This is a genomic window from Pseudomonas sp. GW821-FHT09E04, from assembly GCF_059416185.1.
On the sequence record NZ_JBWKOR010000004.1, the window covers coordinates 795,386 to 815,537 of the forward strand.

General features: G+C 60.1%; 24 protein-coding genes. 8 read left to right on the top strand and 16 right to left on the bottom strand.

The genetic code is table 11. The annotated features are described in order from the left end of the window. The first annotated feature begins 29 nt into the window (after positions 1-29). Positions 30-449: a PA0061/PA0062 family lipoprotein gene (locus AC07N4_RS18725; protein ID WP_192559416.1), complete on the top strand. Its 420-nt coding sequence runs from the start codon at positions 30-32 to the stop codon at positions 447-449. Positions 450-455: 6 nt separating this feature from the next. Here AC07N4_RS18725 and AC07N4_RS18730 read toward each other — a convergent pair whose 3' ends face one another. Further along, entirely contained in the window at positions 456-695 is a 240-nt protein-coding gene (locus tag AC07N4_RS18730) for a DUF1161 domain-containing protein (RefSeq protein WP_074689739.1), read from the bottom strand. A 102-nt stretch (positions 696-797) separates the two neighbouring features. Next, positions 798-1,229, bottom strand: coding sequence for an OsmC family protein (locus tag AC07N4_RS18735; protein ID WP_096822453.1), 432 nt, complete (start codon positions 1,227-1,229; stop codon positions 798-800). A 241-nt stretch (positions 1,230-1,470) separates the two neighbouring features. Between AC07N4_RS18735 and AC07N4_RS18740 the strand changes: the two genes are divergently transcribed. After that, positions 1,471-2,472 (top strand): LLM class flavin-dependent oxidoreductase, encoded by a 1,002-nt coding sequence (locus tag AC07N4_RS18740; RefSeq protein ID WP_039764807.1) that lies wholly within the window; start codon positions 1,471-1,473, stop codon positions 2,470-2,472. A 79-nt stretch (positions 2,473-2,551) separates the two neighbouring features. Here AC07N4_RS18740 and AC07N4_RS18745 read toward each other — a convergent pair whose 3' ends face one another. Both AC07N4_RS18745 and AC07N4_RS18750 read right to left on the bottom strand, forming a co-directional pair. Then, positions 2,552-2,776, bottom strand: coding sequence for a DUF1161 domain-containing protein (locus tag AC07N4_RS18745; RefSeq protein ID WP_096822454.1), 225 nt, complete (start codon positions 2,774-2,776; stop codon positions 2,552-2,554). Between the two features lie 128 nt (positions 2,777-2,904). After that, entirely contained in the window at positions 2,905-3,120 is a 216-nt protein-coding gene (locus tag AC07N4_RS18750) for a dodecin (RefSeq protein ID WP_096822455.1), read from the bottom strand. A gap of 156 nt (positions 3,121-3,276) precedes the next feature. On the opposite strand from AC07N4_RS18750, the gene AC07N4_RS18755 reads away from it, so the two are divergent. Next, complete coding sequence (locus tag AC07N4_RS18755; RefSeq protein WP_007953918.1) at positions 3,277-3,603, top strand: ElaB/YgaM/YqjD family protein; 327 nt, start codon at positions 3,277-3,279, stop codon at positions 3,601-3,603. Here AC07N4_RS18755 and AC07N4_RS18760 read toward each other — a convergent pair. Next, the gene (locus AC07N4_RS18760; RefSeq protein ID WP_096822456.1) at positions 3,576-4,493 is read right to left on the bottom strand and encodes a LysR family transcriptional regulator; all 918 of its coding nucleotides are present in this window, start codon (positions 4,491-4,493) and stop codon (positions 3,576-3,578) included. The genes AC07N4_RS18755 and AC07N4_RS18760 overlap by 28 nt on opposite strands. A 112-nt stretch (positions 4,494-4,605) precedes the next feature. Here AC07N4_RS18760 and trpB point away from each other — a divergent pair, with 112 nt between their 5' ends. The 3 genes from trpB to AC07N4_RS18775 all read left to right on the top strand — a co-directional run bounded on the left by trpB (position 4,606) and on the right by AC07N4_RS18775 (position 7,214). Further along, positions 4,606-5,838, top strand: a complete 1,233-nt coding sequence (gene trpB, locus AC07N4_RS18765; RefSeq protein ID WP_085713009.1) for a tryptophan synthase subunit beta — start codon at positions 4,606-4,608, stop codon at positions 5,836-5,838. Further along, the gene (gene trpA, locus AC07N4_RS18770; protein ID WP_007953915.1) at positions 5,838-6,650 is read left to right on the top strand and encodes a tryptophan synthase subunit alpha; all 813 of its coding nucleotides are present in this window, start codon (positions 5,838-5,840) and stop codon (positions 6,648-6,650) included. The genes trpB and trpA overlap by 1 nt, the downstream gene beginning before the upstream one ends. Positions 6,651-6,770: 120 nt before the next feature. Continuing rightward, on the top strand, positions 6,771-7,214 hold the full coding sequence (locus AC07N4_RS18775; RefSeq protein ID WP_096822457.1) for an anti-virulence regulator CigR family protein: 444 nt from the start codon (positions 6,771-6,773) through the stop codon (positions 7,212-7,214). A 70-nt stretch (positions 7,215-7,284) separates the two neighbouring features. Here AC07N4_RS18775 and AC07N4_RS18780 read toward each other — a convergent pair whose 3' ends face one another. The 11 genes from AC07N4_RS18780 to AC07N4_RS18830 all read right to left on the bottom strand — a co-directional run bounded on the left by AC07N4_RS18780 (position 7,285) and on the right by AC07N4_RS18830 (position 17,397). Beyond that, positions 7,285-9,246 (bottom strand): DUF7844 domain-containing protein, encoded by a 1,962-nt coding sequence (locus tag AC07N4_RS18780; RefSeq protein ID WP_273539435.1) that lies wholly within the window; start codon positions 9,244-9,246, stop codon positions 7,285-7,287. Beyond that, a complete protein-coding gene (locus AC07N4_RS18785; RefSeq protein WP_065260625.1) occupies positions 9,243-9,563 on the bottom strand; it encodes a DUF2388 domain-containing protein in 321 nt (106 codons plus the stop codon). Before AC07N4_RS18785 ends, AC07N4_RS18780 begins: the two co-directional genes overlap by 4 nt. A gap of 28 nt (positions 9,564-9,591) precedes the next feature. Then, positions 9,592-9,900 (bottom strand): DUF2388 domain-containing protein, encoded by a 309-nt coding sequence (locus AC07N4_RS18790; protein ID WP_102621140.1) that lies wholly within the window; start codon positions 9,898-9,900, stop codon positions 9,592-9,594. Between the two features lie 107 nt (positions 9,901-10,007). Next, complete coding sequence (locus AC07N4_RS18795; protein WP_085713004.1) at positions 10,008-10,325, bottom strand: DUF2388 domain-containing protein; 318 nt, start codon at positions 10,323-10,325, stop codon at positions 10,008-10,010. Positions 10,326-10,460: 135 nt separating this feature from the next. Continuing rightward, positions 10,461-10,706: a DUF1127 domain-containing protein gene (locus AC07N4_RS18800; protein WP_425220345.1), complete on the bottom strand. Its 246-nt coding sequence runs from the start codon at positions 10,704-10,706 to the stop codon at positions 10,461-10,463. Positions 10,707-10,927: 221 nt separating this feature from the next. Next, positions 10,928-11,143 (bottom strand): DUF1127 domain-containing protein, encoded by a 216-nt coding sequence (locus AC07N4_RS18805; protein WP_003220409.1) that lies wholly within the window; start codon positions 11,141-11,143, stop codon positions 10,928-10,930. A 321-nt stretch (positions 11,144-11,464) separates the two neighbouring features. Beyond that, a complete protein-coding gene (scpC, locus tag AC07N4_RS18810) occupies positions 11,465-12,958 on the bottom strand; it encodes a succinyl-CoA:acetate CoA-transferase ScpC (protein WP_493065540.1) in 1,494 nt (497 codons plus the stop codon). Positions 12,959-13,172: 214 nt separating this feature from the next. Beyond that, positions 13,173-14,606, bottom strand: a complete 1,434-nt coding sequence (locus AC07N4_RS18815) for an NAD(P)(+) transhydrogenase (Re/Si-specific) subunit beta (protein ID WP_102621138.1) — start codon at positions 14,604-14,606, stop codon at positions 13,173-13,175. After that, complete coding sequence (locus AC07N4_RS18820; protein ID WP_003187417.1) at positions 14,606-14,926, bottom strand: NAD(P) transhydrogenase subunit alpha part 2; 321 nt, start codon at positions 14,924-14,926, stop codon at positions 14,606-14,608. The genes AC07N4_RS18815 and AC07N4_RS18820 overlap by 1 nt, the downstream gene beginning before the upstream one ends. Positions 14,927-14,941: 15 nt before the next feature. Further along, positions 14,942-16,063 carry a Re/Si-specific NAD(P)(+) transhydrogenase subunit alpha gene (locus tag AC07N4_RS18825; protein WP_493065539.1) on the bottom strand — a complete coding sequence of 374 codons (1,122 nt, stop codon included), beginning with the start codon at positions 16,061-16,063 and terminating at the stop codon, positions 14,942-14,944. Between the two features lie 434 nt (positions 16,064-16,497). Then, the gene (locus AC07N4_RS18830) at positions 16,498-17,397 is read right to left on the bottom strand and encodes a LysR family transcriptional regulator (protein WP_096822463.1); all 900 of its coding nucleotides are present in this window, start codon (positions 17,395-17,397) and stop codon (positions 16,498-16,500) included. Between the two features lie 158 nt (positions 17,398-17,555). Here AC07N4_RS18830 and AC07N4_RS18835 point away from each other — a divergent pair, with 158 nt between their 5' ends. Both AC07N4_RS18835 and AC07N4_RS18840 read left to right on the top strand, forming a co-directional pair. Further along, positions 17,556-18,737 (top strand): acyl-CoA dehydrogenase, encoded by a 1,182-nt coding sequence (locus tag AC07N4_RS18835; RefSeq protein ID WP_007953903.1) that lies wholly within the window; start codon positions 17,556-17,558, stop codon positions 18,735-18,737. A 13-nt stretch (positions 18,738-18,750) separates the two neighbouring features. After that, positions 18,751-19,971, top strand: coding sequence for a CaiB/BaiF CoA transferase family protein (locus AC07N4_RS18840; RefSeq protein WP_192559427.1), 1,221 nt, complete (start codon positions 18,751-18,753; stop codon positions 19,969-19,971). Positions 19,972-20,152: the final 181 nt, after the last annotated feature.

Sequence of the window (20,152 nt, forward strand, 5' to 3'; positions counted from 1 at the left end):
CTGGATGTCCGAATTCACGGACATTCATCATGCGCAAGACGATGCTGTTACTGGTTGCCGGTTTACTCGCCGGTTGTCAGACGCCGATGCCTCCGGTCGATCCCAACATGGCCTGGGTCGAGTTCTCGACGCCGACCCCGGGCGGAAAACTGCTGATGGCCGAACGTCTCGACAAGCAGCGCCTGACTGACGGACGTTTTTTCCAGGTAACGCCCGGCAGCCATGAGTTACTGGTGCGTTTCGATTTCGAGGCGCCTGGTGGAGGCGGCGGTCTGTTGAACGACCCCGTGGAGCGCCTGTGCTACCTGACTATCCGCTTCGACCATTTCGAAGCGGGTCAGCGTTATGTGCTGGAGGGTCGCTCCCTGATGTTTACTCCCAGTGCCCGGCTGTATAACGCCAAGCGGGAAATTGTTGCCGAGGATCGCGACACCTATTGCGCCATCTAACCTGAATCAGCGGTCGTTCTTCTGGTAGATGATGGCCTTCGTACCGTTGTCGCAAGTGCCGACGATCATGGCGACGTCGTGCTTTTCGGCTTCCTCTTTGGAGACTATCTCCAGGGTGTAGGAAGGCACGGCATTCGCCTGGATCTTGATTTCGATCTCTTGCTTGAGTTCTTCGCAATCTTTTGGCGCCGCGAAGGCCGACGTTGCCAGCACGCCACAGATAACCGCCAAGGCAAAACGTTTCATGGTTGAAGCTCCTGGGAGCAGCGCGCACGAAGATGCGCGAAAGCTGCTGTCATTTATTCGACCACATTTTTGCCTGGCGGGTTCTGATTCGGCGCAAGTCAATCAACTGACCAGTGATGCATCCAGGCTGATCTTCGCGTTCAGCACCTTCGATACCGGACATCCTTCCTTGGCCTTGTTGCTCAGTTCCTCGAATTGCGCCTGGGTGGCACCTGGGATTTTCGCTTTGAGGATCAGCTTCACGGCGGTGATCGCGAAACCGCCCTCAACCTGATCGAGGGTGACTTCGGCCTGGGTGTCGATGCTTTCGGCCTTCAGCCCGGCGTCGCCGAGGATCATCGAGAACGCCATGGAGAAACAGCCGGCATGGGCGGCGCCGATCAGTTCTTCCGGGTTGGTGCCCTTGCCGCCTTCGAAGCGGGCCTTGAAGCCGTACGGCGCTTCCCGCAGGACGCCGGTTTCGGTGGAGATCGAGCCGATGCCGGTTTTCAGGTCACCTTCCCAATGTGCGGATGCCTTCTTCACGATAGCCATGTGTGCCTCCTCAAATCGGCGCGAAACGCCGCGCCATCAGGGTTTCTGCTTGCAAGGCTTCTGAGGATAGACGTCGGGACAAAGTTCAGCTCATCTGAATCGTTGACTTTTTTAGTAGGAAATTTCGGATCGGCTATTGAAACTCGGGTATATGCCCTTATTGCACAGAACACGCTTATGAATTGGGCAGGTTTGTGTTCGCCAAGAACAAACCTGCGCCCTCAATCGGAGATGCAGGTTTATGAAGCAACTGTCCGACGTAAAGTTTTCCACCCTCGATCTGGTGCCGGTGCGCGAGAACGGTAGCCCGGCCCAGTCGCTGCGCAACTCGCTGGATCTGGCGCAGCATGTCGAAAAATTCGGCTACACCCGATTCTGGGTCGCCGAGCACCACAACATGGACGGCATCGCCAGTTCTGCGACGTCGGTGTTGCTGGGCTATCTGGCCGGCGGCACGTCGACCATCCGTGTCGGCTCCGGTGGCGTGATGCTGCCCAACCACGCGCCGCTGGTGATTGCCGAGCAGTTCGGCACCCTTGAAAGCCTGTATCCGGGGCGGATCGACCTCGGCCTGGGCCGCGCGCCCGGCTCCGACCAGATGACCGCCCGAGCCCTGCGCCGTGAACGCTCCGGCAGTGCCGACGACTTCCCGGAAGACGTGGCCGAACTGGCGCGTTTCCTCGGTCCGCGTACGCCGGATCAGCGTGTGATCGCGATGCCGGGCACCGGCACCAACGTGCCGATCTGGCTGTTGGGTTCCAGCCTGTTCAGTGCGCAACTGGCCGGCGAGCGCGGTTTGCCCTACGCCTTTGCCTCACATTTCGCACCGCGCTTCATGCACGAGGCGATTCGCGTCTACCGCAACCACTTCAAGCCATCGGCGGTGCTCGACAAGCCGTACGTGATGCTCGGCGTGCCGCTGGTGGCCGCCGACACCGACGAGCAGGCCGATTACCTGGCGACCTCGGTGTACCAGCGAATTCTCGCGCTGATGCGTGGGCAAAGTCTGGTGCAGCGTCCGCCCGTGAAAACCATGGACGGCTTGTGGCTGCCCCACGAGCGTGAGGCGGTGGGCGATTTCCTCGGTCTGGCGATGGTCGGCAGCCCGCAGAAAATCCGCGCAAAACTTGAGGTGCTGATTGAACAGACTCAGGCGGATGAGCTGATTTTCACCTGCGACCTGTACGAACACGCCGATCGCCTGCATTCCTACGAATTGCTGGCGCAGGTGATGAAGGGCTGAAGTCCGATAGTTGTGCAAAAAAGATAGCCGGGCACAAAAAAGCCGACGCATTGCGTCGGCTTTTGCATTTCAGGCGCGATCAACCGCGCTTGTAGACGATTTCCTTGGTGCCGCCCTCGCATTTGCCGACGACCTTGCCGCCAGCCGCAGCACCTTTATCGACGATTTCCAGCGAATAACCGGAGACGTGTTTCGCATCCAGTTTTGCCGCGATCGCGGCTTTCACTTCTTCACAGGGCTTGCCGGCAGCAAACGCACCACCCGCAAGGCTCAACAAACCTACTGCCAACATGAACTTCTTCATCGGTCGCACTCCCTGGTCGGATTAAAAGAGGCGGGCATCGAGCGATCTACCCGATGCGCTCACCCTGTAGCGCTTTGCCATTCCTATGGCATTCGGCCAGCGCGCAAGTTCAGAAGCGTAGACCAAACTCAGCTGCTGGCAATCCGGAACCCGACTTTCAGGGTCACTTGAAAGTGGGCGGCCTTGTTGTCCTTGATGTGGCCACGGGTATCGACCACCTCAAACCATTCCAGATGCTTGATGCTCTTGCCGGCCTCGGCCAGCGCGTTGTTGATGGCGTCTTCGATGCTGCTGGGGGACGAACCGACCAGCTCGATTTTCTTGTAGGTGTGATGGTCACTCATGGCGATCTCCTGGACGTGTGGAATTGAGCCTAGCAGCGATTTGCAGTGTTGATTTCGTTCGCTTCGGGAAAGGCGAGTTCAGATTTTCTGCACTTTCCAGACCCCGTGAAGTCCCAAACAACACACGCCACTCATCACCAATGCAGGAGAGCCACCATGGCCAACACCTCGTTACGCAAAGCCTCGTTGCAAAGCATGGAAGCGGAGATCGAGAGTCTGCTCAAGTCGTTGGAAAGCCTGAAGGACGACGCTTCGGACGAGTCGCGCAAGACCCTCAAGGCGCTCAAGGGCAATGCCGAAAGCGCGCTGAAACACTCGCGCAGCCTGCTCAGCGATGCCTACGAAGAAGTCAAAGTCAAAACCCGCGAAACCGGGATCGCCACCCGTGATTATGCGCAGGAACATCCGTGGACGACCGCCGGTGTGGCGGTCGGTGCACTGGGTCTGCTGGCCGCTTATCTGCTGTTCAAGCGCGGTGAGTGATCCGCCTGGCGCAGCTCGTTCTTGAGCCACTGTGCCAATTGCCGGGCGCGCCCGTCCGCGGCGCGCTTGGGTAGCCACAACGCCAGTTGCGCCGGGGTTTCGCAGAAGCCCCATGGCGCGACCAGGCGACCGGCTTTCAAGTCTTCGGCCACCAAGGGTTCCGGCGCGATCGCCACGCCCAATCCGGCGACGGCCGCTTCCAGCAAGTAATACAGATGCTCGAAACCTTGCCCCAGCTTCAACGCCTTGGCGTCGAGGCCGGTTTGCTGCGCCCAGCTCGGCCAGGCTTGTGGGCGCGAGGTTGTGTGCAGCAAGGGTTCGCCGAGCAGGGCAGTGGGCGGCGCCGATTTCAGGTGCTGGTAGCCGCTGAACAGCGGGCTCATGACCGGGCCGATGCGTTCGCTGGCCAGCTCGTAGACTTGCATGTCCGCCGGCCATGGCGGTTCGGCGAACAGCAGCAAGGCATCGAGTCCCGGGCGGCGCGGATCGAGGTCGCCTTCTCCGGCCGACAGGTGCAGACGCAAGTCCGGCAGATCGGCATTCAGCCTTCCCAGTCGCGGAATGAACCAGCGCGCCAGCAGGCTGCCGGAGCAGCCGAGCACGAACGGCGCATCGGCGGTGCTTTGGGTCAGCTCGGCACAAACACTGCGCAAACGGTCGAACGCCTCGCCGCTGGCATCGCGCAGACGGATACCGGCATCTGTGAGTTTCAAGCCGCGACCGTCCTTGGCGAACAGGCTGACGCCCAGGTGCTCTTCAAGCACCTTGAGCTGGCGGCTGACCGCGCCGTGGGTGACGTGCAGCTGCTCGGCGGCCTGGCTGACGCTGTTCAGCCGGGCGGTGGCTTCGAAGGCGCGCAGGGCGTTCAGCGGGGGAAGGTCATGGCTCATGATATCTGTGAGTTTTCCTGACAGGTTGTGGCGATCTTATCGGTTTTCAGCCTGCAAGGTCAGGGGTAGAGTGAACGCCATTGTCTTCTCGTGAAATCCGCTGGAGCGAACCATGACCCAGACTTCGAACACCTCCGATCTGCGTAACGGCCCTGACGCCAACGGCCTGTTTGGCTCGTTCGGCGGCCGTTACGTTGCCGAAACCCTGATGCCGTTGATCCTCGATCTGGCCCGCGAGTACGAAGCGGCCAAGGAAGATCCGGCGTTCAAAGAGGAATTGGCCTACTTCCAGCGCGACTACGTCGGACGTCCGAGCCCGCTGTATTTCGCCGAGCGCCTGACCGAGTTCTGTGGTGGCGCCAAGATCTACCTCAAGCGCGAAGAGCTGAACCACACCGGCGCGCACAAGATCAACAACTGCATCGGCCAGATCCTGCTGGCGCGGCGCATGGGCAAGAAACGCATCATCGCCGAGACCGGCGCCGGCATGCACGGCGTGGCAACCGCCACCGTGGCTGCGCGCTTCGGTCTGGATTGCGTGATCTACATGGGCACCACTGACATCGAACGTCAGCAGGCCAACGTGTTCCGCATGAAGCTGCTGGGCGCCGAGGTGATCCCGGTGGTCGCCGGCACCGGCACCCTGAAAGACGCGATGAACGAAGCACTGCGTGACTGGGTGACCAACGTCGACAGCACCTTCTACCTGATCGGCACCGTGGCCGGTCCGCATCCTTACCCAGCTATGGTTCGCGACTTCCAGGCCGTGATCGGCAAGGAAACCCGCGAACAGCTGCAAGCTCAGGAAGGTCGTCTGCCGGACAGCCTGGTGGCGTGCATCGGCGGCGGTTCCAACGCCATGGGCCTGTTCCACCCGTTCCTCGACGACAAGAGCGTGGAAATCATCGGCGTCGAAGCCGCCGGTTACGGCATCGAGACCGGCAAGCACGCGGCCAGCCTCAACGGCGGCGTACCGGGTGTGTTGCACGGCAACCGAACCTTCCTGCTGCAGGACGACGATGGTCAGATCATCGACGCCCACTCGATTTCCGCCGGCCTCGACTATCCGGGCATTGGCCCGGAACACGCGTGGTTGCATGACATCGGCCGCGTCCAGTACACCTCGGTGACCGACGACGAAGCCCTTGCGGCATTCCACCAGTGCTGCCGTCTGGAAGGGATCATTCCGGCACTGGAAAGCGCCCATGCCCTGGCTGAAGTATTCAAACGCGCGCCGAAGCTGCCGAAGGATCACCTGATGGTGGTCAACCTGTCCGGCCGCGGTGACAAAGACATGCAGACCGTCATGCACCACATGGAAACTTCCAAGCAGGAGAAACACTGATGAGCCGCCTGCAAACCCGCTTTGCCGAACTCAAGGAACAGAACCGCGCCGCACTGGTGACCTTCGTCACCGCAGGTGATCCGGACTACGACACTTCGCTGGCGATCCTCAAGGGCCTGCCGAAAGCCGGTGCCGACGTTATCGAACTGGGCATGCCGTTCACCGACCCGATGGCCGACGGTCCGGCGATCCAGCTGGCGAACATCCGTGCTTTGGGTGCCAAACAGAACCTGATCAAAACCCTGCAAATGGTCCGCGAGTTCCGCAAGGACAACAGCGACACGCCGCTGGTACTGATGGGTTACTTCAACCCGATCCACAAGTTCGGTGTCGAACGCTTCATCGCCGAAGCCAAAGAGGCCGGCGTTGACGGCCTGATCGTGGTCGACATGCCGCCGGAGCACAACTCGGAGCTGTGCGACCCGGCCCAGGCTGCAGGCATCGACTTCATCCGCCTGACTACGCCGACCACGGATGATGCACGTCTGCCGAAAGTGTTGAACGGCAGCTCCGGGTTCGTTTACTACGTGTCGGTCGCCGGTGTGACCGGTGCCGGTGCGGCGACTCTGGAACACGTCGAGGAAGCGGTGGCGCGTCTGCGTCGTCATACCGACCTGCCGATCAGCATCGGTTTCGGTATCCGTACGCCGGAGCAGGCTGCGTCCATCGCGCGTCTGGCCGATGGCGTGGTGGTGGGGTCGGCGCTGATCGATCACATCGCCAACGCGACCACGCCGGACCAGGCCATCGACGGCGTACTGAGCCTGTGTTCGGCACTGTCCGAAGGCGTGCGTAAGGCCCGCGTCAGCTGAAGGTAAAGTTCCTGATACAGAGGAATTAGCACCTCGCGGCACAGACTAATCAAGCAAGACCGAGGGATTCAGAATCACGTTCTGAGTCCCTTTTTGCTGTTAGTGCAGTGAGGAAAATCCATGAAAATGCCGAAACGTCTGATTGCCAGTCTGGGCGTGCTGATGATCAGCGCGACGCCGCTGCTGGCCAGCGCTGACCCACGCGACGATCACGACCACGGCGGCCCGCAACAGGGTCAGTACGACAATCGCGGTGGCGATCACCATGATTGGCAAAGCAGCCACCGTGGCGGCCCGCCACCACACGACTTCGGGCCGGTGCGTCAGGTGATTCGTGACAATCACGGCTACTTCGTTCGCGGTGCACCTCCGCCTCCGGGTATTCGCCTGGAACGCGGCCGGCCGTTGCCGCACGGCTATTACGGCGAGCGGCTGGATGCTCGGGCGTTGGGACGTTTGCCGGTGTATCCGGGCTATGAATGGCGTCGGGCCGGTGGCGATATCGTGTTGATCGCGATCGGTACCGGGATCGTCTACGAAGTGTTGGATGGTGTTCTGTACTGATTTGCAGGCAATAAAAAAGACCGCAGCCTTTCACAGGCTGCGGTCTTTTGTTTTTCAGGGGCGTTGTTTTTCAGGGCAGCTCCAGGCCGCCCGAGGCTTTGTGCAGTTTGCGCAAATGCTCGCCGATTTGCTTCACGTTGGCCTCGTTGGCTGCAATCTCCGCTGCCCGCTTCGGTTCCAGCAGCGCTCGCACTTCCTTGTCCAGATCACCGCTCAGCACCAGTAGCTGTTTCTGGCGCTGACTGCTTTCGGCTTCCAGTCGGCTGAACTCGCTGGGTTGTGGCAGGCCATAACCACGAGAGTCGAGCAGTTCTGCCGGGCGACTGAGGAAGCCGCTGTTGGCGAGGATCTGCTGCAACGTTGCGTTGGCCTTGTCCATGCCGCCGTTTTCCAGTTCCCGGGCACCGAGGTAGCGTTGCTTGACCTCATCCTGGGCCAGCAGCAACTGGCGACGGAAGCTTGCCTGCTCCAACAGCAGCAATGCGGCGCTGGTGCGCAGGTCCGCGCGTTCGAACCATGGCCGCCGCTCTTCGGCAGACAGCGAAAGCCATTCCTCGACGCTGGCCTGCTTGATCGGCAATTGCTTCTTCAGCACCTCGAACATTGCCTGATAGCGATCGCGGAACGAGTCGAAGCGGTAACCCAGGCGCAACGCCTCTTTGGGATTGTCGAGCACGCTGGTATCCGCCAGGCCCCGGCCCTTGAGCACCTCCAACAGGCCGTTGGGCATGATGCTGTCGAGGCCGGTGAGCTGCGCATTGTTGCTACCGCTGCGCAGCAGTTTCAGGCTTTCCACCGCGCAGTTGTTGGACAGGAAGAAGTAATTGCCGTCGTAGCTCCAGTGCATTTCGGCGGCGTGTTCGACCACGTCTTCGATCTCGCTGCGGGACAGGTTCAGCGGCACCGAGGCGAGGCTGCGCAGTTCGGTCTTGGTGTATTCGTCGATCACCTGCGCCAACGGCAGGACGAACAGGCGCGAAGGGTATTTGCCGACCAGTCCGTCCCAGCTCGACAGCTGCACATCGCCGACGAATGCGCGGTAGGACAGCACCAGATGCTGGTCCAGATCCAGTCGACAATCCGGTCCGCGTGGCCGGCCCGGGGCGCAGATCACCAGGCGCAACATGCTGTGCCCCCAGCGGCTGACCCAGTTCTGGTTTGCTTCGGCCAGCAGGTAGTCGATGGCGTAGACCCGCTCCGGATCGACCTGGCCCAGCGGCTGTTTGGCAAAGTCGTTGCCGGCATTGAGGAAGGCGAAGGATTTGGCGCAGGAGTCCTTTTCCGGCGGCGCCCAGCCGAAGTGTTCCTTGTAATAGCGATACAGCGCCGGACGGCGGCAGGCGTAGCTCGGGTCGAGGAGGAAATACTCCATGTTGACCGCGACGAACTCCTTCGGACTGGAGATCTCGTACAGATCCGGGCTGCGGGCGATTTGCCGGTTGTGCTGTTCACGTTCGCCACGGCGGCCGACGTATTGCTGCCAGCCGGCGAGGTCGAGCAGGCGCGGGTCATCGCTGAGGGTGAAGCGCCGGTCATTCTGCCCCCGACACTCATCCGGCAGGCCGATCAGCCCGGCACTGTTGTTGCGGCGCGTGCAGCGCTGGATCAGCGTGCGTTCGGCGGCCGGCCACAGGCGTGCGCGGTCGTAGATATGGGTGATTTCGTGCAGCACCGTGGCCAGCAGTTCCTGCCGCACAGTGCCGTGGGGGCGATTGGTTTTTTGCGTGGCCGCGCTGCCGTCGGTGAGACTGGCGAGCAGTCTGCGGTTCAGGTCCAGCTCGGAGACGAGCGTCGCCTGGCCATAGGCATTGGCGGGCATGTCGTCGGTCCAGCCGACATCGATGCGTCGATCCAGGCGTTCGATGAAGCTGGGCGGCAGTTTCTGCATCGCTTCATCGAGCAACGCCTGGCTGGCCTGTTGTTGGGCGGGGCTCAGGCCGTCGGTCTTGAGCCGCAGTTGCAGGCTGGCGTGGGCGTTGCTGCCGATCAGCAGCAGCGCCCCGGCCAGCAGCCAGGCGCTGAGAGACTTCACAATGCGAGGATGGCTTCGGCGAGTACCTGATCACTGGCGTCGCGGGCTTCCGGCACGCGGGTGCGCAGGGTGTTGAGGGCGGCTTCCAGGTGCGCGCCACGGATATCTCCGTTGCTGGCGACGAAGCTGGCGGCGTCATCGTGGGCTTCGCGGATGATTTTCGAATCGCGGATCGAAGTGGTGGTATCGGAAGTGAAATCGATGGTGCGCTGGGAGGCACGAACGATGATGTTACTGGTGGCTACCAGGGTGTGCGCCTGGGCCATATCGGCCAACAACAACAGGCCAAGGGCGGCAGCAATCAGCGGGCTACGCATGGAACGACTCCGGAGGGGGCAAGAATAACTATTGGACGAGAATTGCCTGTGCCAGTTCAAGGTCGCTTACATGAAGTTTTGGCCGGGATTTGCGCAGGTAATGCAACGCGGATTCCAGCTGAGCGCCTCGCAACTGGCCGTCACTGGCAACGAATGCCGCCGCATCGTCGTGGGCGGCGAGCAGCAGTTTACGGTCGAAAGGCGCGGAAGACACCATGCTGGTGGCGTAACCGCTGACAACGGTGTTTTGCGTCGAGACGTCAAAGGCATCGACCGAGGTCGTCCAGCAAGCAGTGACCAGAACAGAAGGGATAAGCAGATTTGAAAGAAAACGCATGAGTCTCAGGTGCTGTTAGCGAGTCCCAAGGCTAGCGTAATGCCCGGGCCAGAGCCAGCGGCGAAACATCGGGACATGACTGGCATGTCCCTTCCAGCAATGCCGGCTCAGATCGCCAGAATGGCTTGTGCCAGTTGTGCGTCGGTCGCATTCAGTTGCGGGGCCTGATGGCGGATGAGGTCCAGAGCGCTCTCGAGTTTCACGCCGCGGATCTGGCCTTCGCTGGCAACGAAGCTGGCAGCGTCGTCACGGGCAGCGATCACGACTTTGTTGTCACGCAGCGAAGAGCTGACGTCGGAAGTCGCGTCCGAAGAGGACTTCAGCGCGCCAACAACGGCGTCGGTGGTCACGATGAAGCTGGTAGCGCTGGCATTGGCAGCCACGGCCAGCAGGGCGGCAGCGCTGAGCAGGCGAAGACGGGACATGGTGTAACTCCTCTGGAAATATCGTATTGAGAGGTGGCTTGGTGTCTGGGAAGTCAGACGCCAGTCGCACGGCATTCGCCACGTTCTGCCCGGATATTAGGCCTGTGTGGGAGGTTTCGCACAGAGGGCAAAATGCTAGCGCCAGAAGGGTTTCTCCAGTTCGTTCTGTCGATCGGCGTGGCTGAGGCCAAGATCAGCGAGATCCCGACCATCGAGTTGAGCCAGCAGGCGCCGCGTCCTGGCGCGCTCCAGGCCTTGCCAGAAACCTCTGAATAGCCGTCGTAGACGACCGAAGCGAGGAGAGCGTTCGACCGCGACTGCTGAAACATCCTGTAAGTGATTCATGACGTCTTCCTTTTGCCGATGGAGGCGGAAGGTCATGTTGAGCCGAATGCAATGAGCACGGCAGATACACCACAGTGAAATTGTACTGGTTCAGTTGTTTATTAATTAAAACTGTACCTGTCATTGATACAGGCCCCTGTACCGGATGTTTTCCGGGCCCAAAACGACAAGACCCGTCGCGGTTTCCCGCGACGGGTCTTGTGTGTTCAATTCGGGTTGCTGGCGGTGGGTCTAGCGACCAGAGCCAGCGACGCTACTTAGCGCCAGAACGGCTTGCTCAGCTCTTCGTAGCGTTGTGCTTCGCTAATCCCGGCGTCAGCCAGCAGACGCGAATCCAGACGAGCCAGTTGGTGGCGGCTGGAGATGCGGCGCTGCCACAACATCAGGTTGGCGATAACGCGCAGAGGCAGGGAAGCCTGGGTTTTTGCAGCTTTGTCTTCGAAGAACAGTTCGGAACTGAGTGTACGTTCCATGGTTGACATCCTTCCGCTTGTGGCGGGATCAGGTAGTGGTTTAACTGGTGCCCATGATCCTCTCGTTTGGCCAGACTCTCTAGATACAGTTCACCTGTATTGTGAGTGACCAGTTAACTGTTTATAGGGGGTGTACGGGTCAAAATTGCGCAAACTGTACCTGTCTGCGCCCATTTGGTGCATATTTACTCAATTCGGTGATTCGAGTAGGCAAAAGCCTTAGGAAAAGACCGGTACAGCAGTACAGTTTTTGACGGTAATGGAGGTTTTCAGAATCCCGCTGGCGAAACTGTGTTTGCGCCAGCGGAAAATCTGTGCGGATTACGCCTTCAGCATGCGTCCGGTTTCTTCCAGATTGATATGCCAGCTCAGGGCGTCGCGCAGAATGTGCGGGGTGTGACCGCCGATGGCGCAGGCCGTCGTGAAGTAATCGTTCAGCGCCTGGCGGTAGTCCGGGTGCACACAGTTGTCGATGATGACCCGGGCGCGTTCACGTGGCGCCAGGCCACGCAGGTCGGCCAGTCCCACCTCGGTCACCAGGATGTCGACGTCATGCTCGGTGTGGTCGACGTGGCTAACCATCGGCACCACGCTGGAAATCGCGCCGCCCTTGGCGATCGACTTGGTCACGAACACCGCCAGGTGTGCGTTGCGCGCGAAGTCACCCGAACCGCCAATGCCGTTCATCATCCGCGTGCCGCAGACGTGGGTGGAGTTGACGTTGCCATAGATGTCGAACTCGAGCGCCGTGTTGATGCCAATAATGCCCAGGCGACGAACCACTTCCGGATGGTTCGAGATCTCTTGCGGGCGCAGCACCAGTTTGTCCTTGTACTTCTCCAGGTTGCCGAAGACGTCGCTGTTGCGCCGCTCCGACAATGTGATCGAACTGCCCGAGGCAAAGCTCAGCTTGCCCGCATCGATCAGGTCGAAGGTCGAGTCCTGCAGCACTTCGGAGTACATGGTCAGGTCTTCGAACGGCGAGTCGATCAACCCGCACATCACCGCGTTGGCAATGTTGCCGATCCCGGCCTGCAGCGGGCCGAGCTTGTTGGTCATGCGTCCGGCATCGACTTCCTGTTTAAAGAAGGTGATCAGGTGATCGGCGATGGCTTTGGTGTCGACATCAGGCGCCGAGACGGTGGACGGCGAATCCGACTGCTGGGTGATCACGATCGCGACGATCTTCTCCGGAGGGATCGGGATCGCGGTGCTGCCGATGCGGTCGTCGACTTTTACCAGCGGGATGGGCGTGCGGGTCGGGCGATAGGTCGGGATATAGATGTCGTGCAGACCTTCGAGGTTGGCGTTGTGCGCCAGGTTGATCTCGACGATCACGTGTTTGGCGAAGATCGCGAAGCTCGCCGAGTTGCCCACCGAGGTGGTCGGCACGATGTGGCCCTGTTCGGTGATGGCCACGGCTTCGATCACGGCGATGTCCGGCAGCTTCAGTTGCTGGTTGCGCAGTTGCTCGACGGTTTCCGACAGGTGCTGGTCGATGAACATCACTTCGCCGGCGTTGATCGCCTTGCGCAAGGTGCTGTCGACCTGGAATGGCATGCGCCGTGACAGGACGCCGGCCTCGGTCAGTTGCTTATCGAGGTCGTTGCCCAGGCTGGCACCGGTCATCAGGCTGATCTTCAGCGGCGTGACCTTGGCTCGCTCGGCCAGTGCATGGGGAACGGCCTTGGCCTCGCCGGCGCGGGTGAAGCCGCTCATGCCGACGGTCATGCCGTCCTCAATCAGCGCAGCGGCGTCGGCGGCGCTCATCACTTTATCCAACAACGAAGGCAGGCGAATACGGTCACGGTACATGGATTATTTTCTCGGGCAGCGAGTAGCAGGATGCGCAGTCTAGTGAATTTCGCGGGCGCCTGTCCCGCTACCAAGGTCGCAAACGAGGCGTCTATTTAGCGGGTTTCAAGTAAAACACCGTTACCGGATCTGCAACAACGCGGCAAATTGTCCGACGTTTTTCGCAAACAAAAACGCCCCGACAAGTCGGGGCGTTCTGCATTGCCTGCGAGGGTTACTCGACTGCTTTGACCATGTCTTCGATGACTTTCTTCGCGTCGCCGAAGACCATCATGGTCTTGTCCAGGTAGAACAGTTCGTTGTCCAGACCGGCATAGCCGCTGGCCATCGAGCGCTTGTTGACGATGATGGTCTTGGCCTTGAACGCTTCGAGGATCGGCATGCCGGCAATCGGCGATTTCGGATCGTTCTTGGCAGCCGGGTTGACCACATCGTTGGCACCGAGCACCAGCACCACGTCGGCCTGGCCGAACTCGGAGTTGATGTCTTCCATCTCGAACACCTGGTCGTACGGCACTTCGGCCTCGGCCAGCAGTACGTTCATGTGGCCAGGCATCCGACCGGCCACCGGGTGAATCGCGTACTTCACGGTCACGCCGTGGTGGGTCAGCTTCTCGGTCAGCTCCTTCAGCGCATGCTGCGCACGGGCCACCGCCAGGCCGTAACCTGGCACGATGATCACGGTGTCGGCGTTGGTCAGCAGGAAGGTCGCGTCATCAGCCGAACCGGATTTCACCGGGCGAGCTTCTTTTTCACCGGCAGGGCCGGCGTCTGCTGTATTGCCAAAACCGCCTAGCAGTACATTAAAGAAGGAACGGTTCATCGCCTTGCACATGATGTACGAGAGGATCGCACCGCTCGAACCCACCAGGGAGCCGGCAATGATCAGCATCGAGTTGTTCAGCGAGAAACCGATACCCGCCGCCGCCCAGCCGGAATAGCTGTTGAGCATCGACACCACGACCGGCATGTCGGCACCGCCGATCGGGATGATGATCAGCACGCCCATGATGAAGGCCAAGGCCAGCATCAATGCGAATGCGGCGAGGTTGCCGGTCAGCATGAAGGTGATGCCGAGGATCAGCGTCGCCAGACCCAGTACCGCGTTCAGCTTGTGCTGACCGCTGAACTGTACCGGTGCGCCCTGGAACAGACGGAACTTGTACTTGCCCGACAGCTTGCCGAAGGCGATCACCGAACCGGAGAAGGTGATGGCACCAATGGCTGCGCCGAGGAACAGCTCCAGACGGTTACCCGCCGGGATCGAGTCGCCCAGTTGCTTGACGATGCCCAGCGACTGCGGCTCAACCACCGCAGCAATGGCGATGAACACCGCTGCCAGACCGATCATGCTGTGCATGAAAGCGACCAGTTCCGGCATCTTGGTCATTTCAACGCGCTTGGCCATGATCGAACCGGCGGTGCCGCCGATCAGCAGGCCGACGATCACATAGCCAATACCGGCAGTCGCCAACTCAGCACCGAGCTTATAGATGAGGCCGACAGTGGTGATGATTGCCAGTGCCATGCCGAGCATGCCGAACAGGTTGCCGCGACGCGACGTGGTCGGGTGCGACAGACCCTTGAGGGCCTGGATGAAGCAGATCGACGCGATCAGGTAGAGCGTCGTGACGAGGTTCATGCTCATTACTTAGGCGCCTCTTCTTTTACTTTCGGGGCTTTCTTCTTGAACATCTCAAGCATGCGGCGGGTGACCAGGAAGCCACCGAACACGTTGACCGCTGCCAGTGCCACGGCGAGGGTGCCCATGGTCTTGCCCAGCGGGGTGACGGTCAGTGCGGCGGCGAGCATGGCACCGACGATCACGATCGCCGAAATGGCGTTGGTCACCGCCATCAGCGGCGTGTGCAGCGCGGGTGTAACGTTCCAGACCACGTGGTAACCGACATAAATCGCCAGCACGAAGATGATCAGGTTGTAGATACCGGGGGAGATAAGCTCTTCCATCGTCTGAATCCCTGCTTAGGCGTTTTTGCGGATGACTTGGCCGTCGCGGCACATCAGGCACGCGGCGACGATGTCGTCTTCGAGGTTCACTTCGAACTGGCCTTCTTTGGTGAAGACCAGCTTCAGGAAGTCCAGCAGGTTGCGTGCGTACAGTGCTGAGGCATCTGCCGCGACTTCACCGGCGAGGTTGGTCGGGCCGACGATGGTCACCCCGTTCTCGATCACAACTTGATCGGCCACGGTCAGCGGGCAGTTGCCGCCCTGGGCTGCAGCGAGGTCGATGACCACCGAACCGGGTTTCATCTGCGCCACGGTGTCCGCGCTCAACAGTGTCGGAGCCTTGCGACCCGGGATCAGTGCGGTGGTGATGACAATGTCAGCCTGCTTCGCGCGTTCGTGCACGGCCTGGGCCTGACGCTGCATCCAGCTCGCCGGCATCGGACGTGCGTAACCGCCGACGCCGACCGCGCATTCGCGTTCTTCATCGGTCTCGTAAGGCACGTCGACGAACTTGGCGCCGAGGGATTCGATCTGTTCCTTCACGGCCGGACGTACGTCGGACGCTTCGATGACGGCACCCAGACGTTTCGCCGTGGCAATCGCCTGCAACCCGGCCACACCGGCACCCAGAATCAGCACGCGCGCCGCTTTCACGGTGCCCGCAGCGGTCATCAGCATCGGCATGAAGCGCGGATAGTAGTGAGCGGCCAGCAGAACCGATTTATAGCCGGCAATGTTCGCCTGGGACGACAGCACGTCGAGGCTCTGGGCCCGGGAGGTACGTGGTGCTGCTTCCAGGGCGAACGCGGTGATCCCGCACTCGGCCATTTTGGCGATGGTTTCATTGTTGAACGGATTGAGCATGCCCACCAGCACCGTGCCGCGCTTGATCAGCGCCAGTTCGGTGTCGCTGGGGGCGACCACTTTGAGAATCAGCTCTGCACCAAACGCATCGCTGGCACTGCCAATGGTCGCGCCTGCCGCTTCATAGGCACTGTCGACAACGCTGGCCTTGATGCCAGCGCCGCTTTGTACAGTGACCTTATGACCCTGGCCGATCAGCTTTTTGATGGTTTCCGGGGTTGCAGCAACCCGTGTTTCACCCGTCTGGGTTTCGAGAGGAACACCAATGTGCACGTCAAATCTCCTGCGTGATCTTATTGAGTAAACCCATGCACTACGGATGGTGCGACTGGGGCGGCCGATCAGCACGATCCCGCCAAATCAGGGCGGGGCGCGGCATTTTGCAGGCGAAGTTTATGCCCTTCAAGGGATTATGACGGGTGACGGAAAATTAACTACAAGTCATCCCGTGACCGAATGTCGCAGATGGCTGGCTGAATCCCTTGCAGGCCGTGCCTTGCAAGGAGTGTGGATGAATTTGAAGAATTTTCTCATCGGTGACGTGAATAGGTCGTAATGAGTCGCGAATGAAGGCTCAAAGCCACGTCGCCAGCCGCTTGTGGGACGTCTGTACGACTTTCGGATACAGTCTGTCGATTTGCGACAAATAGTTATATCTGTAGGGCTTTGAATATCCTGACTACGGGGTTAGCAATCGCTGAAAGCCTTTATCCTTCTAGGTTGTAGCTGTGTGCCTGGTTCACCAGCCAATCGCGAAATGCCTTGAGTGACGCGGATTCGACCTTTCGCTCCGGAATCATCAGGTAATACGCCTTGATGCTGGAGAGTGCGTTCGGGTTGGCAATCACCAGGCGTTTCTCGGCCAGTTCACGTTGAATCAGGAACGGTGGGATCAGCGCGATACCCATGTCGTGCATGGCCGCTTGGGCCAGCATGGAGAATAGCTCGTAGCGTGGGCCTGTCATGTCGCGGGGAATGTTCAGGTGCTGCGAGTTGAACCACTGCCGCCAGGCGTAGGGGCGGGTGGTTTGCTGGAGCAGAGGCAGATCGGCGATCTCTTCGGGTGTGAGACTGTTCTTGCTGCCGAGTAGGGCGGGACTGCACACCGGCATCGGATTTTCACCCATCAACCGGTGGGATTCCGTCCCCGACCAATCGGCATCGCCGAAATAGATGGCGGCATCGAAGTCGGTGTCGGCAAACAGGAACGGGCGGGTACGGTTGGTCAGGTTGACCGTTACTTCGGGGTGCTTGAGCTGGAAGTCCTTCAGTCTTGGCAGCAGCCATTGCGTGCCGAAGGTGGGCACCACAGCGAGCTCGATCACATTGGTACCCTGCTGACCCATCACCGAGAGGGTGTCGCGCTCCACGGCGTCGAGTTGAGTGGCAACCCGGCGGCTGTAGGAAAGACCTGCTTCCGTCAGCTTCACCCCGCGACGGGAGCGTCGGAACAGTTCGACGCTGAGGAAGTCCTCAAGGCTGGCGATCTGTCGGCAAATGGCGCCCTGGGTGAGAGAAAGTTCTTCGGCGGCCTTGGTAAAGCTCTCGTGACGGGCGGCGGCTTCAAAGCTGATCAGGGCGGTGGTGCTGGGTATCTTGCGGCGCATGTACGTCAACCTCACTAATACATCGCTCAATCGGCATTTCGCGACGTTTCGGAGTGAGAAATTAGCACAACAGGATGCGAAATCCTCGTTTGCCGGGATGACGAAGCGGGCCTAGGATCAATGCCACGTTAATTCACCCGATTTGCGAGGACTCACTCATGGGCGGTAAAGCTAGCTTCAACTGGATCGATCCCCTGCTGCTGGATCAACAGCTGACTGAAGAAGAACGCATGATCCGCGACACTGCCGAGCAATTCGCCCAGCAGAGCCTCGCGCCGCGCGTGCTCGAAGCCTTCCGCCATGAGAAGACTGACCCGGCGATCTTCCGTGAGATGGGTGAGGTCGGCCTGTTGGGCGCGACCATCCCCGAGCAGTATGGTGGCAGCGGTCTCAACTATGTCAGCTACGGCCTGATTGCTCGTGAAGTCGAGCGCGTTGACTCCGGCTACCGTTCGATGATGAGCGTGCAGTCTTCGCTGGTCATGGTGCCGATCAACGAGTTCGGTACCGAAGCACAGAAGCAGAAGTACCTGCCGAAACTGGCTTCCGGCGAATGGATCGGCTGTTTCGGTCTGACCGAGCCGAACCATGGTTCCGATCCGGGCGCGATGATTACTCGTGCACGCAAAGTGGATGGTGGCTACAGCCTGACCGGCGCCAAGATGTGGATCACCAACAGCCCGATCGCTGATGTGTTCGTGGTCTGGGCCAAGGACGACGCTGGGGACATCCGCGGCTTCGTGCTGGAGAAGGGCTGGAAAGGCCTGAGCGCTCCGGCGATTCACGGCAAGGTCGGCCTGCGAGCCTCGATCACCGGTGAAATCGTCATGGATAACGTGTTCGTGCCGGAAGAGAACATCTTCCCGGACGTACGTGGCCTGAAAGGTCCGTTCACCTGCCTCAACTCTGCACGTTATGGCATCTCCTGGGGCGCGCTGGGCGCGGCGGAGTTCTGCTGGCACACCGCTCGCCAGTACACCCTGGACCGTCAACAGTTCGGCCGCCCGTTGGCTGCGACTCAGTTGATCCAGAAGAAGCTCGCGGACATGCAAACCGAGATCACTCTGGCGCTGCAAGGCTGCCTGCGTCTGGGTCGCATGAAAGATGAAGGCACCGCTGCGGTTGAAATCACTTCGATCATGAAGCGCAACTCTTGCGGCAAGTCTCTGGATATCGCTCGTATGGCGCGTGACATGTTGGGCGGTAACGGGATCTCCGATGAGTTCGGGGTGGCCCGTCACTTGGTCAACCTGGAAGTGGTGAATACCTATGAAGGTACTCACGACGTTCATGCGCTGATCCTCGGTCGTGCACAGACCGGCCTGCAGGCGTTCTATTAATAGGAGAGCGACCATGGGCGCGCTGTCGCATCTGCGGGTACTGGATTTGTCGCGAGTGCTGGCCGGCCCATGGGCCGGGCAGATTCTTGCCGACCTTGGGGCGGAAGTGATCAAGGTCGAGCGCCCGGGCAATGGTGATGACACTCGTGCCTGGGGGCCGCCCTTTCTGAAAGACGCTTACGGCGAGAATACGTCGGAGGCGGCGTATTACCTGTCGGCCAACCGCAACAAACAATCGGTGACGATCGACTTCACGCGTCCCGAAGGTCAGAAACTTGTACGGGAGCTGGCAGCCAAGTCGGACATCCTGATCGAGAACTTCAAGGTCGGTGGGTTGGCGGCTTATGGTCTGGACTATGAGTCGCTGAAGGCGATCAATCCGGATCTGATCTATTGCTCGATCACTGGTTTTGGCCAGACCGGGCCGTATGCCAAGCGCGCGGGTTATGACTTCATGATTCAGGGGCTCGGCGGGCTGATGAGCCTCACCGGGCGACCTGAAGGTGATGAGGGCGCCGGGCCGGTGAAGGTCGGTGTGGCGCTCACGGATATTCTGACGGGGTTGTATTCGACTGTGGCGATCCTGGCGGCACTGGCTCACCGTGATCACGATGGCGGCGGTCAACACATCGATATGGCGTTGCTGGATGTGCAGGTGGCATGTCTGGCTAACCAGGCGATGAATTACCTGACGACGGGCAATGCACCGAAGCGGTTGGGGAATGCACATCCGAATATCGTGCCGTACCAGGATTTTCCTACGGCCGATGGCGACTTCATTCTTACCGTGGGCAATGACGGGCAGTTCCGCAAATTTGCAGAAGTGGCGGGGCAGCCGCAGTGGGCGGACGATCCGCGTTTCGCGACTAATAAGCTGCGGGTGGCGAACCGGGCGGTGCTGATTCCACTGATCCGCCAGGCGACGGTCTTCAAGACGACCGCCGAGTGGGTGGCTCAACTGGAGCAGGCGGGTGTGCCGTGCGGGCCGATCAATGATCTGTCGCAGGTGTTCGAGGATCCGCAGGTGAAATCCCGTGGGCTGGCGATTGAGCTGCCACATGCTCTGGCGGGGATGGTGCCGCAGGTGGCCAGTCCGATTCGGTTGTCTCGCACTCCTGTTGAGTACCGTCGTGCGCCTCCTTTGCTGGGCGAACATACGCTGGAGGTTTTGCAGCGGGTGCTGGGTCTGGGGGCTGGGGCGGTGGCTGCGATGAAAGAGGATGGGGTGCTTTGATGGCTTCCTCTATATAGAAGGGGTGGTATCTCTTTCTTCTATATAGAGGGAATCGGGTGCTTTTTTGACCTGTCGGCAAGTTATTGAAAGAAAAGCGAAATTAAGGGTTGACGGCAGATTCTGGAGGCCTATAATTCGCCCCACTTCCGGCGCAGTCGAAACGGAAAACTCCTTGAAACTC